15 protein-coding genes are annotated in these 17,126 nt (G+C 46.1%); 5 read left to right on the top strand and 10 right to left on the bottom strand.

Annotation, left to right across the window (positions count from 1 at the left end; all coding sequences use genetic code 11):
- Positions 1-434: 434 nt before the first annotated feature.
- Both QUA78_RS13785 and QUA78_RS13790 read right to left on the bottom strand, forming a co-directional pair.
- The gene (locus tag QUA78_RS13785; RefSeq protein ID WP_333304698.1) at positions 435-791 is read right to left on the bottom strand and encodes a hypothetical protein; all 357 of its coding nucleotides are present in this window, start codon (positions 789-791) and stop codon (positions 435-437) included.
- 14 nt (positions 792-805) lie between these two features.
- Complete coding sequence (locus tag QUA78_RS13790) at positions 806-1,204, bottom strand: hypothetical protein (RefSeq protein ID WP_333304697.1); 399 nt, start codon at positions 1,202-1,204, stop codon at positions 806-808.
- Positions 1,205-1,273: 69 nt separating this feature from the next.
- Here QUA78_RS13790 and QUA78_RS13795 point away from each other — a divergent pair, with 69 nt between their 5' ends.
- Positions 1,274-1,420, top strand: coding sequence for a hypothetical protein (locus QUA78_RS13795; RefSeq protein WP_333304696.1), 147 nt, complete (start codon positions 1,274-1,276; stop codon positions 1,418-1,420).
- Positions 1,421-1,634: 214 nt separating this feature from the next.
- Here the strand turns inward: QUA78_RS13795 and QUA78_RS13800 are convergent, their stop codons facing one another.
- The 5 genes from QUA78_RS13800 to cysC form a co-directional block, all read right to left on the bottom strand.
- Positions 1,635-3,272 carry an acetolactate synthase large subunit gene (locus QUA78_RS13800; RefSeq protein WP_445302393.1) on the bottom strand — a complete coding sequence of 546 codons (1,638 nt, stop codon included), beginning with the start codon at positions 3,270-3,272 and terminating at the stop codon, positions 1,635-1,637.
- A 143-nt stretch (positions 3,273-3,415) separates the two neighbouring features.
- Positions 3,416-4,783, bottom strand: coding sequence for an NAD-dependent succinate-semialdehyde dehydrogenase (locus tag QUA78_RS13805; RefSeq protein WP_333304695.1), 1,368 nt, complete (start codon positions 4,781-4,783; stop codon positions 3,416-3,418).
- Positions 4,784-5,207: 424 nt separating this feature from the next.
- Entirely contained in the window at positions 5,208-7,535 is a 2,328-nt protein-coding gene (locus QUA78_RS13810; RefSeq protein ID WP_333304694.1) for a polysaccharide biosynthesis tyrosine autokinase, read from the bottom strand.
- A gap of 142 nt (positions 7,536-7,677) precedes the next feature.
- A complete protein-coding gene (locus tag QUA78_RS13815) occupies positions 7,678-9,258 on the bottom strand; it encodes an SLBB domain-containing protein (RefSeq protein ID WP_333304693.1) in 1,581 nt (526 codons plus the stop codon).
- A 37-nt stretch (positions 9,259-9,295) separates the two neighbouring features.
- Positions 9,296-9,820 carry an adenylyl-sulfate kinase gene (gene cysC / locus QUA78_RS13820; RefSeq protein WP_333304692.1) on the bottom strand — a complete coding sequence of 175 codons (525 nt, stop codon included), beginning with the start codon at positions 9,818-9,820 and terminating at the stop codon, positions 9,296-9,298.
- A 329-nt stretch (positions 9,821-10,149) separates the two neighbouring features.
- Here cysC and QUA78_RS13825 point away from each other — a divergent pair, with 329 nt between their 5' ends.
- The 3 genes from QUA78_RS13825 (at position 10,150) to hetR (ending at position 13,901) form a co-directional block, all read left to right on the top strand.
- Complete coding sequence (locus QUA78_RS13825; protein WP_333304691.1) at positions 10,150-11,952, top strand: FAD-dependent oxidoreductase; 1,803 nt, start codon at positions 10,150-10,152, stop codon at positions 11,950-11,952.
- Between the two features lie 96 nt (positions 11,953-12,048).
- Entirely contained in the window at positions 12,049-12,276 is a 228-nt protein-coding gene (patX, locus tag QUA78_RS13830; protein ID WP_333304689.1) for a heterocyst-inhibiting protein PatX, read from the top strand.
- A gap of 719 nt (positions 12,277-12,995) precedes the next feature.
- Complete coding sequence (gene hetR / locus QUA78_RS13835; RefSeq protein ID WP_172184509.1) at positions 12,996-13,901, top strand: heterocyst differentiation master regulator HetR; 906 nt, start codon at positions 12,996-12,998, stop codon at positions 13,899-13,901.
- A 175-nt stretch (positions 13,902-14,076) separates the two neighbouring features.
- Here the strand turns inward: hetR and QUA78_RS13840 are convergent, their stop codons facing one another.
- On the bottom strand, positions 14,077-14,889 hold the full coding sequence (locus QUA78_RS13840; RefSeq protein ID WP_333304688.1) for a TIGR00297 family protein: 813 nt from the start codon (positions 14,887-14,889) through the stop codon (positions 14,077-14,079).
- Positions 14,890-14,900: 11 nt separating this feature from the next.
- On the opposite strand from QUA78_RS13840, the gene QUA78_RS13845 reads away from it, so the two are divergent.
- On the top strand, positions 14,901-15,332 hold the full coding sequence (locus QUA78_RS13845) for a VOC family protein (RefSeq protein WP_333203643.1): 432 nt from the start codon (positions 14,901-14,903) through the stop codon (positions 15,330-15,332).
- A 276-nt stretch (positions 15,333-15,608) separates the two neighbouring features.
- Here the strand turns inward: QUA78_RS13845 and QUA78_RS13850 are convergent, their stop codons facing one another.
- Together QUA78_RS13850 and QUA78_RS13855 are read right to left on the bottom strand one after the other, a co-directional pair.
- Entirely contained in the window at positions 15,609-16,220 is a 612-nt protein-coding gene (locus tag QUA78_RS13850; RefSeq protein ID WP_333302716.1) for an alpha/beta fold hydrolase, read from the bottom strand.
- 2 nt (positions 16,221-16,222) lie between these two features.
- On the bottom strand, positions 16,223-16,840 hold the full coding sequence (locus QUA78_RS13855) for a triacylglycerol lipase (protein WP_333302715.1): 618 nt from the start codon (positions 16,838-16,840) through the stop codon (positions 16,223-16,225).
- Positions 16,841-17,126: the final 286 nt, after the last annotated feature.

The raw sequence follows: 17,126 nt of genomic DNA on the forward strand, positions 1-17,126 counted from the left end.
AGGCTTCGACTTCATCCTCTCCGATTTTTTCTGACGATTTCTTTTGAGTCATTTCAACTCCTACTTAGATTCACATATAGCCTTTCTCTGAAAGATGAGGTACTATCCGGCATAGGGCATAGGGTATAGGGCATAGGGCATAGGGCATAGGGCATACCTCACTTTTTTGAGAACCGCTATACCTCATAATACAGGATTTATGATTTACAAACCATTTGCGATCGCTATATCTGTTCCAATAGTTCAGAAACTGACAAGTTAAATTCTCCGGCAATTTGCTCAACTTTTTGCCAAACTGGAGAACTCACAGTTATTTGATATTCAGTTGTTATTGAGGTAGCTTGGGTCATGGCAGTTTTTAAAGCTGACTTAAATAATTGTAGCAAACAGTGCGGAATAATGACCTAATAGCCATCTAAAAAGCGCGATCGCCTTTATTCATGGAAAGTCAAAATAGTTGTAGCCTCAGCCAAAAGTTTACACTTGACTTTATTGTTTTCCCCCTCAATAAGACAATGAGCAGGATTATCCTGCAAAGGATCGTGGCGGATAATGAAACCTAAAGAACGGGCATATCCTGCTACCAACACACCCACTTTTGTAGTGTCAGGATTTCTCGCACCAGCTAAAACTTCTTGGGGAGTTGTTAGCCTCGCTAACTCAACTGAGATACTGTTATCAGGTTTTCCTCTAACCTGGAAAGCAACTGATTTTACAGTACCATCCTCATAAATATGTACATTAGGAATTCGACGATAAAAAATATCATTGTCTGCAATTTCTTCTAGCATTATCTCATCCTGACTTAGGGAATCAATAGCTGAGACACCACATTCAGGACTTCAGATAATGATACCTGGTTTTTTTCCTCAAATTTTCTATCGTTTCCTTCTCCCTTAATTAGTAGATAGCTGAAACTCATATCAGGTTTAATTTCCACTTCTAGATTGCCGTGTGGGCTTCGCCATTCCAGTTGTAGGCTACCATTAGCAATTGGTGCTGCATCATAGGGTAAAATTAGATCGCCAACTAAAGGCGAAAGAGAGTATTTGATATGAATAAGCAACTGACAGGCTTTTACAAAAGCAACGGGCGAAACGGGCAATGCACCATAAGAATCCCAATCAGGTTCTAGTTGGGCAAGTTGCGTCAAGCGCTCTAATATTGGATCTAAGGAAACATCAGTTAATGTTGCTTGAGACATGGCTTTTACAAATATCGTATTTTATACTATATCATAGTTATTGCTGACGAGAGGTCAATAGAGTGAGGCATGAGAGCAAAAGCCCGATCGCCCTTACATCCCAAATTGTCAAAAAGTCCTCAGAGCGCGATCGGATATAACCATCAACAAGCGATGGAGGAAACGGCAATGCCGTTTCCCTACCCCAAAATAATCGATCGCACTTTTAGGATGTGACCATCGACAGATTAATTGTAGGGAAACGGCACTGCCGTGTCCTGATTTCCGGTAACTTTATAAGTACCAAACTCATTAATTATAGAAACGTAAAACCCGATCGCCCTTACATCCCAATTTGTCAAAAAGCGCGATTTAAGGGCGATCGGATATAACCCTCAACAACAGGGCGATGGAGGAAACGGCAGTGCCGTTTCCTGATTTCGGGCTACTCTTACAAAGGGCAACTCATATCCCCAGATAGTTGACTGAAACGCGCGTTTTCCCGGTAGTCTACCGGACAGTCAATCACGCAAGGGACATCTTGAGCCAGGGCTTCTTTTAAGACAGGAATTAAATCAGTTGCAGATTCAACTCGATAGCCTTTTAAGCCCATACTTTCGGCAAATTTCACAAAGTCGGGATTGCCAAATTTGATGAAATCTGAATGACCAAAATAATCTTGCTGCTTCCATTCAATTAAGCCGTAACCGCCGTCATTAAAGATGAGTGTCACAAAATTAGTACCGACTCGCAAAGCAGTTTCTAATTCTTGGCAATTCATCATAAAGCCACCGTCTCCGGTGGCTGCTACTACTTTGCGATCGGGATAAACCAGTTTTGCAGCCACCGCACCCGGAATCGCAATTCCCATCGCCGCAAATCCGTTGGAAATCAAACAGGTATTCGGGCGATCGCAATGATAGTGCCGCGCAATCCACATTTTGTGAGCTCCCACATCAGATATAAGAATATCTTCCGGGCCCAAGACTTGCCGCAAATCGTAAATGAGTTTTTGCGGCTTGATCGGGAAACCGTCGTCGGCTGCATATTGTTCGTACCCAGCGCGAATATCCGCCCGCAATTGCTTAGCAAAAGGGTCTATTTTCTCCATGCGATCGGCACGCTGCAAAATTTCATTGAGGGAATCAGAAATATCCCCCACAACTTCTACCAGAGGAATATAACTGCTGTCAATTTCTGCTGGCAGAGCTCCTATGTGAATAATCGGAATTTTCCCGTCTGGATTCCACTTCTTCGGGGAATATTCAATCAAATCGTACCCAACAGCAATCACTAAATCCGTTTCTTCAAAAGCACAGCTAATGTAATCCCGTTTTTGCAATCCCGTCGTCCAAAGTGCCAAAGGATGAGTGTAAGGAATTACGCCTTTGCCCATGAAAGTATTAGCTACGGGAATATTCAATCGAGTAGCAAATTGTGTCAAAGCATCGCTGGCATTCGCGCGGATAGCGCCATTTCCTACTAATAGGAGAGGACTTTTTGCTTTGGAAATTGCCACAGCGGCTTTATTCAGGCTTTGGTAAGCGCCAAAAGTTTTTTCGCGGTTGTCTTTGGTTAGCGGATTTCCTTCACCAGCCATTGCTGCGATGTTTTCTGGCAAGTCAATATGAACTGCTCCCGGCTTTTCACTTTGAGCTACTTTAAAGGCTTTGCGGACAATTTCTGGCGTCGTGCTGGGTCGGACAATTTGAGCATTCCACTTAGTAACTGGCGCAAACATGGCAACCAAATCTAAATATTGGTGCGATTCTATGTGCATTCTGTCTGTGCCGACTTGTCCGGTAATTGCTACTAAAGGAGCCCCGTCTAAGTTAGCATCAGCAACTCCTGTCATTAAGTTAGTTGCGCCCGGCCCCAAGGTGGACAAACAAACGCCGGCTTTGCCCGTGAGGCGACCGTAAACGTCTGCCATGAAGGCTGCGCCTTGTTCGTGCCGAGTAGTAATAAATTTAATTGAAGATTTTCTCAGGGCTTCTAGAACTTCTAAATTTTCTTCGCCTGGAAGTCCGAAGACGTATTCTACTCCTTCGTTTTCTAAACATTTTACGAGTAGTTCAGCAGTGTTCATTTCCGTTTTTGCCTCTGTAAGTGTGGATTTTTTCTCTTGGTCAAATTCTCGTAAAAATACTCAATTAATTTTAATTAACCGCAGACAAACGCGGATTAACGCAGATTAATTGATATTTTTACGAGCAGTGTATCGAGCTTTACTTATTTTACCCACACTGTTTTAATGTTGACAAATTCGTGCATTCCTTGGATGCTCAATTCGCGTCCGTAACCGGAGCGTTTGATGCCGCCAAAGGGCAATCTGGGGTCTGATTTTACTAAGCCGTTGATGAATACGGCGCCTGCTTCTAGTTCGGAAATAAACCGATCGCTCTCTGAGTTTACTGTAGTCCAAGCCGTCGCACCCAAGCCAAAAGATGTGCTGTTTGCGAGTTCGATCGCCTCATCGATGCCTGCAACTCGGAATACTAAAGCTACTGGACCGAAAAACTCTTCTTGACGCGCCGCAGCATCCGGAGGAATGTCTGCCAGAATAGTTGGCAAGTAGAAATTGCCCGCTTTCTCTGACAATGGGCGGCCGCCTGTCAGAAGTTTTGCTCCCGATTGGATGCAAGTTTGCACTTGATTGTCCAAGTCTTTGAGGATTGCGGGAGTAGCTAAAGGGCCGATATCGGTTTCGGGCAACATCGGATCGCCTACTTTTAATTGCTCGATTTTTTCGACAAATCCTTTGATGAATTCGTCTGCGATATCTTCTGCTAAAATAAAGCGTTTGGCGGCGATGCAAGATTGACCGTTATTTAGCATCCGGGATGTCACAGCAGTTGATAAAGCTGCTGCTAAATCAGCACTGGACATCACGATAAAGGGGTCGCTTCCTCCTAATTCCAGTACAACTTTTTTCAAGCTTTTGCCCGCATTTGCTGCTAAACTAGCACCTGCTGGTTCGCTGCCGGTGAGGGTTGCTGCTTTGATGCGATCGTCCGCAACTATCTTAGCTACCTTGTCCGAACCCACTAACAAAGTTTGAAAAACTCCTTCGGGAAAGCCAGCAAGCGCGAAAATTTCTTCGATTTTCAAAGCGCACTGCGGCACGTTGGAAGCGTGTTTGAGCAAGCCCACATTGCCCGCCATCAGCGCCGGCGCCGCAAACCGAAAAACTTGCCAAAATGGGAAATTCCAGGGCATGACGGCTAAAATAGCGCCCAGCGGTTGGTAGCGGACAAAGCTGCTGCTAGCGTCGGTGGTTGCCGGTACGTCTGCCATAAATTGAGCAGCATTTTTGGCGTAATAGCGGCAAACTAAAGCGCATTTTTCCACTTCGCCGATCGCAGATTTGAGCGTTTTCCCCATTTCCAGAGTCATCATTTCAGCGTAAATTTCGCGATCGCGCTCTAAGATGTCTGCGGCTTTCTGCATCCACAGAGATCGCTGCTCAAACGGCAGGTAGCGGTATTTGTTAAAAGCTTGCTGTGCTAATTCCAGCTTAGCTTCTATTGCCTCATCCGCGATCGCCTCGAAAGTTTTCAGCGTTTCTCCCGTTGCCGGGTTGATAGTAGCAATAGCCATTGTTTCCTCTCCTGTATGAAAAACACAAAACTCCCCTCTTGTTTTCAAGCTAGGCGGGGAGTTGTATCAATGTATTACAAAATGGGAATTTACCAGCCACGTTTTCAGGTCATGCCAATTGGCAAGTGTCGGGATTTGTTTAAAACTCTCAACTTTTAATTATAGTGCAGAGTCTCGATCGCAAATCTTAAGAAAATTCGTTCTTCAACTGGCTCTCTTAATCTCGCGTTGTGCTGACTTCGTTTGAGTCTCAGCAGCAATTTCAAGATCCCAATCATCTCTTAAAGTCCCCCTTTTTAAGGGAGGTTTAGGAGGAGCGAGACTTCGATACAAAGTTAAAAATTAAAACAGACATCTTGCAGCATTCTCGCTTAACAGGCCCGAAGGCCTGTTCCACTATTATACATTTCTCAAGCCTTCTCCCTCAAACAGACTGTTCCTGAATGTAATCCTGCACGTAAGACTGATAGTAATACCTGCTGCCTTTATCGTTATTCGCCACCATTCCCAACAGCGGAATCCCCGCCATTTTCAAATCTTCAAAAGCCAACAACAGCGCCTCCCGCTCAGTTTGATTCAGCCCCACTACCAGCATCAATCCGTTAGTGTGAGCCGCCAACAAATTCGCATCCGCCAAACCCAAAAGCGGCGCAGTATCGTAAATAACTAAGTCAAAATGACTTGACAAAGCTGCCATTAAATGCTGCATTTTTTTGGAAGAAAGCACCTTTGTGGGATCGAGAGGAACCGGGCCGGAAGTTAACACAAACAAATTTTCATCGCGGGGCGATCGCAAAATCAACTGTTCCACATCCACATCATCCGCGATCGCATTGTGCAAGCCTTGCCAATTCGGTAAACCCAGCATTTCGTGCACCTGCGGCCGCCGTAAATCCGCATCCACCAACAGCACTTGCTGGCCCATTGCAGCCGCCGCCCGCGCCAGATTTACTGCGACAGTAGACTTGCCGTCAGCTACTTGACAAGAAGTAATGACACAAGAATTGATCGGACTATCAACGTTTAGTAAGCGAATATTAGCATTGAGCGATCGAAAAGCTTCTTGAAAAGCATCTGTAGGCACCGGCGAACTTGCCACATCCACCGGACTTGTCTCAGCAGGAGGAAGCCTCAAAATTTTATCGCTAGCAGGAATCACCCCCAACAAAGGCAGCCGAATCGAATGTTTGACATCCTCGGGAGTGTGGAACACCGTTTTATTGTTAAACCGTTCCGCCAATTGCGCCGCCAGCATACCGAACAGCAAACCAGCCAATCCCCCCAAAGCCAAATTCAAAGGCATAATTGGAGAAACAGCCATCAACTCGCCATTTTTGTAGCGCGGAATTTCCGGCTTAGCAATAATTTCCCAAGCCACCTCTTTTTTACCCACAGCTTCAAGCTGCAAAGCTTGTTGTTTTGCCAGCAAACCATTCAGCGTATTGTTAGTCAAATCCAACTCGCGCTGCAAATCGGAATAGCGCCGCAAAATCACCGGTAATCCTTGAGAGTATTGATTCAACTGCTTAGCAGCTTGTTCCAAAACTTGATTCCGCACGCCCAGCACCTGAATTAAATTAGCAGTACCGATAAACTGCTCGATTAACTTAATCCGCACCGGATCTTGAAAAGCCAGCACTTGCGAACTTACCTTAGCCAAATCAGTTCCCAGAACCTGTTGGGCTTCTTTCTTTAACAAAGGAATTAGGTTTTTTTGCTGTTCTCGCAACAATTGCATTTGCGGAGTTTGGTCTGTAAACGTAGCCGAGTTAATCGCAATTTGCCCTTCTAATTGCTGCAATTGAGTCAGCATCGCTTGATAGCGGGGAGCTTGACTCAGAGCCGAGGCCATCAGCGCTTGCTTCTGGTTTAACCCGAGCTGATTTTGCAGATTGGAATAGAGCAATCTCTGCTGATTGAGCTGCGTTTGCGCATCTAATCTTTGCGTTTGAAGTTGGCTGATTTGCTCGGCGAGTTGTTGGGTTTGAATTTGCGGGTCGATGAAATTGTACTGCTGCCGCAACTTTTGAATTTCTGTTTGCAGAGCTTGTTGGCGCTTTTGCTGGTTGGGAATTTGCGATTTCACAAAATCCAGAGTCTGACTAATTTGAGTTGTGGTATCTTGCACGCTGTAGTTGCGGTAGCCTAGCGCCACTTTTCCCAAAACAAACTGAATTTTTTTCGGGTCATAATCCCGATATCTAACTTCGATAATCTTGGTATTTTTGAAGCGATTAATTGACAGCCTCGTTTGCTTAGAAAAGGGCAAATTATCTGCTTTTTGGTTTAAGAGGTAATTGTAATTTATTTCGGGATATTTAGCCTGCAACTCTTTAATAATCGGCGACATCACTTGCGGGCTTTGCAAAACTTGAATTTGCGATTCGTAATCAAAATCTGGCTTTTCTGTCGTCGCGGGGGCCGCTGGTTGCAGTTTCAGCTCACCGGAGTATATTTTTGCTAAGGTATTTTGCGTAACTGCGGGTTCTACTAATAATTGAAAGCGCCCTTCGTACTCACTTTTTTGATTCAGCGTCCAGGCAAAAACCCCCGTGGTCACTGCCGCTGCTACGCCGATGACTAAGATGGAGCGACTGCGGCAAACTTCCCAAAAACTTAACTCTTCTTCCTCTATTTGGTCTCTGCCTAAAAATTGCTCTTGTTCATAAAGGACGGAAGATGTTTTTTGCAGATCGGCGACTTTTTTATGGTTATTAAAAAGTGCTAGTTGAGATTTTTTCCCTGGTTTCATTTGATTTCTACAACTTATTAGTTTAAACGTCTGTACCGCTTGCGTAGTTTCAGCTATCCGGTTGATTCCTAGATATTTAGTTACCCAACCGATTTTTTTCTAGAAAGCGGGTTTATGAAGCCTTAATGCTAGTCTATTCAAATTACTGAAAAATATTGAACAACCGAAATATTCCTAACAGCGGGCTTAAAGGAGCGAGAGTCCCGCCTACATTATCCGAGAACGTAGCGCGGCCCGATCGCCTTACCATAATTACATCATTATTTTGCAGTTTGGGATTAGTTTCTTCATTGGCTGTTGCGGAAAAATTAACCTGAACTTTTAGCTGCGAAACAGTGCCGTTAGGATTGAGGCGAATTAAATCCACCGAATCCATTTGGGCCCGCGCTTTATTAAAACCTCCCGCTGCTACCAGCGCTTGATTTAAAGTAGTGTTGGGCAGCACCGCAATCGCTCCCGGTTTCACGACTTCTCCCACAATATTCACCTTAATCGTATCCGGTGAAAAATTAGAATTAGCAACTTGTTCGTCTTGGGCTGCATCGAGATTTTCGGCTTTGGGAACGATTACCGTATCTCCCTGTTGCAGCGCTAAATCTTGGGATACATCTGCTGCTTCCAAAAGTTGCCACAAATTCACATTAATAATTTGTTCTGTACCCGCCCGCGTCAGGCGGCGAACTTGTATTTGTCTGATATCAGCTACAGGCGTAATGCCGCCCGCCATTTTAATTGCCCTCGTTACAGTTTGCTGCAAAACAGTTTCCCCGCCGTTGGTTTCGCTGGCAGCAAACAAACCAGAATTTGCACCCATTTCATTCTCTTGTACCCTACTTTGAGCCTCTTTTGCCAAAGTATAAGTACCGGGGCGAGTTACTTCGCCCACCACAGCAATATTAATTGGTTGAGTGCTTTGTCCGGTAATGTTAGCTACTGCTAAAGTCGGTGCTTCTTGGCGGTTGAGGCTAGTTACAGTGGGAATAAATATAGTATCGCCGTCGCGCAAAGTCATATCGGCCCGCAAATCGCCGTTTTGCAATAATTCCCACAAATCCACACTAATAATTTGTTCCGGTGCGTTGCGCTGGGGGCGGCGGATTTTGATTTGGCGCACGTCTGCTGACTGGGTAATTCCGCCGGCCATTCGCAGAGCCCGCGATATCGTTGGCATTTGAGTTCCCATTTGCTCTGCTGTGCCTCCGGGGCCTGCTGCTGAGGATATTGTATAGGCTCCGGGGCGGTTGATTTCGCCCGCGATCGCAATTTGCAAAGGACGCGGTGCCAGCAATTTCAGCGTAATCCAAGGACGTTTGAGGTATTTGCCGTATCTGTCTTTAACAACATTAGAAGCTTGTTCTAAGGTCATCCCGTACACCGAAACGCTGCCAATTAACGGCAAACTCAAGGAACCGTCCGCCTGTACTTGGTGTTGACCGTTGGGGCCGCTGTATTCCGGGACGTTGAAGATGTCCATTTGAATGCGATCGCCCGCGCCTAAAGTGTAAACTTCCGATCTTACACTTGAAGGTGCACTTGCCGGAAGCGCCGGAAATCCTGGAACTGCGGGCACGGGTACGGGAACAGAAGAGCCAGGAGGAGGAGGAGGAGGAGGCAAAAACTGGGCCATCGCCGGAGATGAACCCGCAGCCAGCGCTGAAACTGTTAAAATTTTGACCGTGAAACCTTTGACAGTATTGAATTTTGAATAGTTTTTGCTCGCCATCGCCTTTTGCCCCTATCCGCTTCCTACCCCGCCACCATCAAATGTAACCCAACTCTTCTAACTTGCTCAGAACTTTTTTAACACTCTCTTCCACACTTTCTCGCTCTGTGTCACAAATAATCTCAGGATTGAGCGGTTCTTCATAAGGATCGTCAATTCCCGTAAAACCCTTAATTTCTCCTGCTCTCGCCTTAGCGTATAGTCCCTTGACATCGCGACTTTCGCACACTTCTAACGGCGCTGTGACATATACTTCCACAAAATTTGGCTCGATTGCTCTAATTTCATCGCGAATTGCTCTGTAGGGGCTAATAGCTGCCGTAATTGCCACAACTCCATTGCGACTCAGTAAGTTGGCTACAAATCCAATCCGCCGAATATTAGTATCTCGGTCTTCTTGGCTAAATCCCAAACCTTTTGACAAGTTGGTGCGAACGACATCTCCATCCAATATTTCAACTTTGCAACCTCTTGCCTTCAATTCGGGTTCGAGAGCTTTGGTGATAGTTGTCTTGCCGGAACCGCTCAGCCCGGTGAACCACAAAATAAAACCTTTTTCCATTTTCAATTGCTTGGTTAGTAGTGAATAGTGGGGAAATTACGCGACGTATTATTTTACTGTCGCGGTTCCCCATGTTCTGATTCTTTTTAATTTGAGATGCGATCTGACTTTCACAATAACTAATTTTTTTATTAACCGCAGAGGACGCAGAGGACACAGAGGAAGAGGGAAGATGAGAAATAGGTAATCTTAAAATCCGTAGGATGCGCCGGGCCGTGCACCTTACATTCTATGCGCGATCGCCAACACCGAACATCTATCCCTAGCGAACCGATCGCCTGACTGAGCCTTTCGCAATCTAAAACCTAAAATCTCAAATGGTATTGCCTATGTCTTCCGTTTTAAAAGCAGATGTTTTGGTAGTCGGTGGCGGCACCGGCGGTACCGCTGCTGCCGTCCAAGCAGCCCGCCGAGGTGCCAAAACTATTTTAGTCAGCGAATTCCCCTGGCTGGGAGGAATGCTGACTTCCGCAGGCGTTTCTGCCCCCGATGGCAATGAATTAGCAGCTTTTCAAACCGGTTTGTGGGGCGCGTTTCTCCGGGAACTCCAGCAGCGACAGCCGGGAGGTTTGGATTGGGGCTGGGTCAGTTTTTTTACTTACGATCCCCGCACCGGTGCTGAAATTTTTGCTGATTGGGTTAAATGTTTGCCGAACTTGCACTGGATTTCTGGACAAATCGCTCAAGATGTGCTATTGGAAGGCGATCGCATTGCTGGCGTTCGGTTTGCAGATTTTACGGTTTCCGCCAAAATCACTTTAGATGCAACGGAATTGGGAGATTTGCTGGCTTTAGCGGAAGTTGGACACCGCTGGGGTTGGGAATTCCAAGCCGAGTGGGGAGAACCCAGCGCGCCGGCTACCTCTAATGCTCTCACAGAGCGCTATTCGGTGCAAGCTCCGACTTGGGTGGCAATCATGCAGGATTTTGGTAAAGGTGCAGCCGGGCCAGAAATTCCCGCGCCGCCTGTTGAAAATCCCGATCGATTTATCGGTGCTTGGGACGGTTACACTCCCGAACAATTTCTCGATTACGGCAGGCTTCCGGGGGGATTGTTGATGATTAATTGGCCGATTCGAGGTAATGATTATGGTGAAGGGGTCGATCGACTCATTAAATCTGAAGCATCTCGACAAGAATTCCTGCAAGAAAGTCTGTGGCACACTCAAAGTTTTGCCCGCTTCATTCAAACGCAACTCGGCCCCCGCTACGGCTTAGCACAGAACATTTTCCCGATTTCCACGATCGAAAATCAACAAAATTCTTCCCTTCTTCCTTCCTTCGCCTTACATCCTTACTACCGAGAAAGCCGCCGTTTGCGGGGAGTACAAACAATCAGAGAACAAGATATTTTGCCTGTTGTCGGTGGAAGAGTCGCGAAGTTGCCGATAAATTGTCAGGGCATTTGTGAAACAATTGCGATCGGCAACTATGCCAACGACCACCACTACACCAGTGGCGACATTCCCTTGCAGCCCAAATCCCTCCGCTGGGGCGGCCGCTGGACGGGAACTCCGTTTACCATTCCTTACAGCGCGCTAATTCCTGCGAGTGTAGACGGTTTGCTAGCCTGCGAAAAAAATATTTCCGTCTCTCACATCGCCAACGGTGCAACTCGCTTGCAGCCAGTTGTCATGAACATCGGACAGGCTGCTGGGATGGCGGCGGCTTTGTGCGCGGAATCTGGATGTCAGCCGCGGGATTTGCCGGTGAGAGTTTTGCAGGAAGCTTTGCTGCAAGATTCCGAGGCGAGTGCGGCGGTTATTCCTTTATTTAATTTGACACGGGATCGATCGGATTGGCTCGACTGGCAGCGCTATTATCTCGATCGACCTCAAGCATATCCCGCCAGCGGCAAATGTCCTTTCTCAGTAGAGAAACAAAGCAGTCAAACAGCAAATACTCACAGCGAATTTTCGGGGATTTTCCGCCGCCTCGGCGAACAAGACTGGACGCTAATGCTGACAAGCCCCACATCCTTAGCCGGTCAAACTTGGCAACTCGTGACTTTGGACTCGGAAACCGACAGATTTTTACAGAAGTGCGAAACCGAAAAGCCTCTGACAGTATGGGGCAGGCTGAATTTTGCCGGTGCTTGGCTACTGTCGGTATCAGTAGAATTGAAGAGGTAAGGTTTTTTGCAGAGATCCGAAAATTGTAGAGATATCTATCCTGATAGATCGGGGCAAGTCCGTATCACGTAATAGACACTGACACGGATACTACCCATGCAAACCTATACTGCAATTGCTTTACTGAGCCTGTTGGGCATTACCTTGAGTGCCAATGCCGCTCGAGCTTTTGAATCTCCACTCTCAATGCTCGAAACTGCCACCCCCCAATATATGTTATCCGCCCAAACTCAACAAAAGGCTGAGCGCGTTCCTCATAGGGGCAGCGGACGCAGGGATTTTACCGAGCCTAATGTTTACACTCATCCGCTACAAGATTTCTAATGGCAATGGACGTAAGCGATGATCGCAACTGACTTGGTTCGGGCTGTTGATTCGAGCGATCGGATTTTCTGGGATTCTAGTTTTTCAGGTTAAGCGACAACTGAACTTTTTGTTGACTGTTATGAGGAGATTGTTTTTTGTGTGATCGATGATAGCATATAAACCTGGAACCGCCATCTACCTAGATATAGATTCTAGTATATGGCGGTTTTGTATTGAAAACTCTTCAATTAAACAGGAGTTACCGACAGGCCTGGGAGCATCCGGGTCTTTCAACCGATATGCCTTGCCCTCCACCCCTTATTTTGATCGATCGAACCGGGTTTTGACATCCATAACTATTCAAACATTATCAGCTCGGAGTCGCCTCAAATTCCTCCGATCGCAACAGTTATTTACTGTCTCCCCGCCGCAGGTGGGGTTTAATTTTCAATGGCTGCACTATAATTAACGTGCGATCACTAATTTATATATAGGTAAACTGTCAGCGCAGAGGGTGCAGCAATCTACTTAAATTCGCCACCAATAAGAACCACTTATGCGGTGTGGATCGCCTTTAAGCCCATGCCCCTGTTACCTCAGGGAAATTAACTAACCTGAATATTAGGGTAGCTGGTAAGCTTTCCGGCGACAGTCGGCTATGCTTGATTCGGCGCTCTCGCAATAATTTAATGGAGGACGACAAGATGCCTCCAAGTTTGGCTATTTCGGGGATAGTGATGAAAAATGACTCTTTGGATCTGGTCAAAAGCCTCAGCCCTAGTGCAATGGATCAGATCATGCTATATCTGGCGTTTAGCGCCATGAGAACCAGTGGGCACAGGCACGGGGCGTTTCTAGACGCGGCCGCAACGGCGGCTAAGTGTGCTATTTACATGACCTATATTGAGGAGAAAAACAACCTGCGGATGACTGGACACTTGCATCACATTGAGCCTAAACGGGTGAAGGTGATTGTTGAGGAAGTCCAGGAAGCTCTGACTCAAGGAAAATTGCTGAAAATGTTGGGTTCCCAAGAACCTCGATATTTGATTCAGTTTCCTTATGTCTGGCTGGAACAGTATGGTTGGTTGCCGGGACGCCCTCGCATTCCGGGAAACAGCTTGACTGCGGATGAAAAAAAATATCTCGAAGGCAAAATTCCTCCGAATCCCCCTGACGCTCAACTGATCAATTCTTTTCAGTTTATGGAGTTGATCGAGTTTCTGCACAGGCGATCGCAAGAAGATATGCCTCCAGAAAGGCGAATGCCTTTGAGCGAAGCTTTAGCAGAACACATCAAGCGGCGCTTGATCTATTCGGGAACAGTTACTCGCATTGATGCTCCCTGGGGAATGCCGTTTTATGCCCTCAGCCGCGCTACTTACTCTCCGGCAGAGCAGGAAGAGCGGACATTTACTATGGTGGAGGATACAGCTAGATATTTCCGGCTGATGAAGGATTGGGCGGAAAAACAACCGAAGGTGATGCGAGTTATGGAGACTTTGGATATTCCGCCGGAACGCCTCGACCAAGCCCTTGAGGAATTAGATGAGATTATTCGCAATTGGGCCGATCGCTATCACAAGCAGGGCGAACCGACGATGATTGTACAAATGGTTTTTGGGCCGCAAGACGACGCTTAGTTCGATTAGTTATTAATCATTAGTCATGAGTTGATTGCTGGAGACTAATGATTAATAACTAATAACTAATAGCCCTGAAGGAAGAAACCGGGTTTTTTTCAAAAAATACTGCGTTAATGCCTTGAATTATCGTAAAAAAGTCGGTTTCTTGGGTCGCGAATGCCTCGACGATTAACTAAGCTAAAAAAGCTCTCCAGGTCGCCGCTAAAACGATCGCTGCGATCGCTCCTATGAGTGTATTAAAAAAATTTACTACCTCGTTGGTCAGCCACTCAAACTTTGATTGCACCGTCGCCCCAATCACGCTCTCGATGTTCGTGGCAATAAAAGCTGCAATAACACAAAAAACAATTCCTGTCAAGTCAATTAAACCGACTGCCCAACTCAACAGCGCAATCAGAATTGAGCCGACAATACCCGCAATTGTTCCTTCCAAACTTACGGCCCCTTCGGTACCCCTAGGTACAGGCTGCAAGCTGGTAATCAAAAAAGTCCGCTTCCCGTAAGCTTTGCCGATTTCGCTAGCGCAGGTATCCGAAAGTTTGGTGCAAAAACTCGCGGCGTAACCCAGCAATAACAGGGAAATAGCATCTTGCGGCACAGGCATCTTGCCTGTCTCTCCTAAAATAGATAATGCCAAAACTCCCAAAGCACAAAGAGTAGCGGTTAAAGCAGAACCCCAGACATTTTCCGGGCCTCGGGCGCCTGAACGCTTTTCAGCTATGCCTTCTGCTTCTTTTTGGGCTTTGCCGATGCTGGTAACTCCCGATCCCACAAGAAAATAAAACATCACCACAGCATAGCCTTGCCATCCCAAACAGCCCCAGATGAGGACGCCCAATACCCAGCCGTGAAATTGGCCAGCGGGAGTGAGCAATTTTTTAGGAGCAATGATGCCGATCGCGAGTAAAACTGTATTTAGGGCGATCGCCACCAACCAAGGATTAGACCAAGATAAATAATTAAAGAACAATTCTGAATTCTGCATTTAGTACCTCCATGAGCCAAGTATTATTTCATCTTGCCTTCCCCGTGACCGATATTGCGCAAACAAAAGCGTTCTATGTAGACGGGCTCGGCTGCGAACTAGGTCGCGAATCGCCGAATTCTGCGATTATGGGTTTGTGCGGCCATCAAATTGTCGCCCACGTCAGCCACGAACCTTTGACGCCTCAGCGAGGCATTTATCCCCGGCATTTTGGGTTAATTTTTACTTCCGAAGCTGACTGGGAAGGGTTGCTAGAAAAAGCCCAGCAAAACCACTTAAATTTCTATCAAGAACCGAGACGGCGATTTGTCGGTTTGCCTACAGAACACCGTACTTTCTTCTTAGAAGACCCTTTCCACAATATACTGGAGTTCAAGTATTACTGCGAAGCTGAAGCAATTTTTGGCCGCAGCGAATACGCTGAAGTGGGCGATGCAGTTTAGTAGTAGCTTCTTAGGGTGCGTCAGTCGATTTTAGATTTTAGATTTTAGATTTTAGATTGAAGAATTGGCTCCAAACATGAATGAGGGAGCTTGAACTTTGGTCTAAAATTTTTAGTCGTGATTCTGGTGCGTCAGCAGAGTCTAATTTTTTCTGTAATTGAGAAGTTCTCTGCTGACGCACTCTACTACTTCGGCGTTCGTTAAAAAGCCTCTTAGGGTTCGTCACAATAATATTATTTATTTTATAAAAAACTTTCGGATGACGCATTCTACCAGTTAATTATTAATTTTCAATGGTTCCGACAATGCTTCAGCTACAGCTTTTAAACTGCTGGAATGCCTCGCCATCATGGCATGGGCGAATACGGACAATTTTACTTCTTTCGCAGCAGATATTTGGGAACTAGAAGCGGGTACAATAATGAAATCCCAATCTGTCCAAATCGAAGTAAAATTAAGCTTTTCCAACAAAGCAGCATCTCGATTTAAATCTTCCAGAAAAGCACTGCCCGGGCGCATTTGAACGCAGCCTTTTCCCCACAGAGTATAAGCCATCCAAGTACCGCTGTGAGGAGAAGATATGGCAATAAAGCGCTGCACTCGGTTAAGGCCGCCTAACCTTTGCAGGTAGTAGCGAGTTACTAAACCGCCCATGCTCAATCCTACTATATCTATATGCTGTTCGGGCGCAAAGGTTTTGTCTATATAATCTGCTATTTGTTGGGCTAATTCGTCTATGCTGGCGTTGCCCCAATGGGGCGAGAGATTGAGGGTGTAAACTGACCATCCCAGGTGGGTCAGGTAGGCAGACATTTTGTAAAAAATTCCCGATTTTCTGAAGATTCCGTGAATTAGCAAGACTGGATTGCGGCTGAAATTGCTATTCATGTTTAAGTGGAAATTTTATTTTCAAGAGGTGCTTTTAGTTCTTCTACTAATGCGTTAATACTTATGGGTTCTGTCACCATTTGGCGGTGCAGCAAAACGTTGACTTTAACTTCTTTACCTACTGGCATTTGGGAGCTGTTCGACGGTACAATCATTATGTCAAATGGCGTCCACATTGATGTAAAGTTTATGCGTTTGAGCATTGTCACATCTTGATTTAAATCGCGCAGCAAGCCACTATCGGGGCGCATATCCAGGTATCCTGGTAGGCGTAGGGAATAGGCTGTGAGGGTGCCGTGGTGAGGGGAAGATAGGGTGATGAAACGCTGTACGCGGTTGATTCCTCCGAGTCGCTGGACGTAGTAGCGGCTGACGATGCCCCCCATGCTGTAGCCTACTATGTCTAAAGGCTGTTCTGGATCGAAGGTTTCAGAGATGTAGTCTGCGAGTTGCTTGGCCAGTAAGTCGAGCCCGAGGCTGCCGTCGTTGGGGGTGAGGTTGAGGCTGTGGACTGACCATCCGAGTTGGGTGAGGCGGGCGGACATTTTGCTGAAAATAATCTTTGTGTCCCAGATGCCGTGTAGGAGGATGACGGGATTGCGATCGAGCGAACTGTTCATTTTGGGGAAAAATTGCTTGCTGATTACAGCATAAATCACTCCCCTAGGGAGTTTTACCCCTACTAGGACAGCTAGCGAATCGGATCGAGGTACGATCGACAATTAGTGGGAATCGCTAACAAATTCTGAGATACTTGTAAATAAGTGCAAAGCTGTGATGGTATTTATACCTAAAATTAGCTTGGATGAGGTAGCTTAAATACAGCCAAATGTAAATTTTGATTAAGAAATGTAGACAAAAGTTGCCTTACCTCGTAGTCTAACTTTGTTGACAAGCTTGTACAAA

Source organism: Microcoleus sp. K4-B3 (assembly GCF_036704615.1).
Taxonomy (GTDB): Bacteria; Cyanobacteriota; Cyanobacteriia; order Cyanobacteriales; family Microcoleaceae; genus Microcoleus.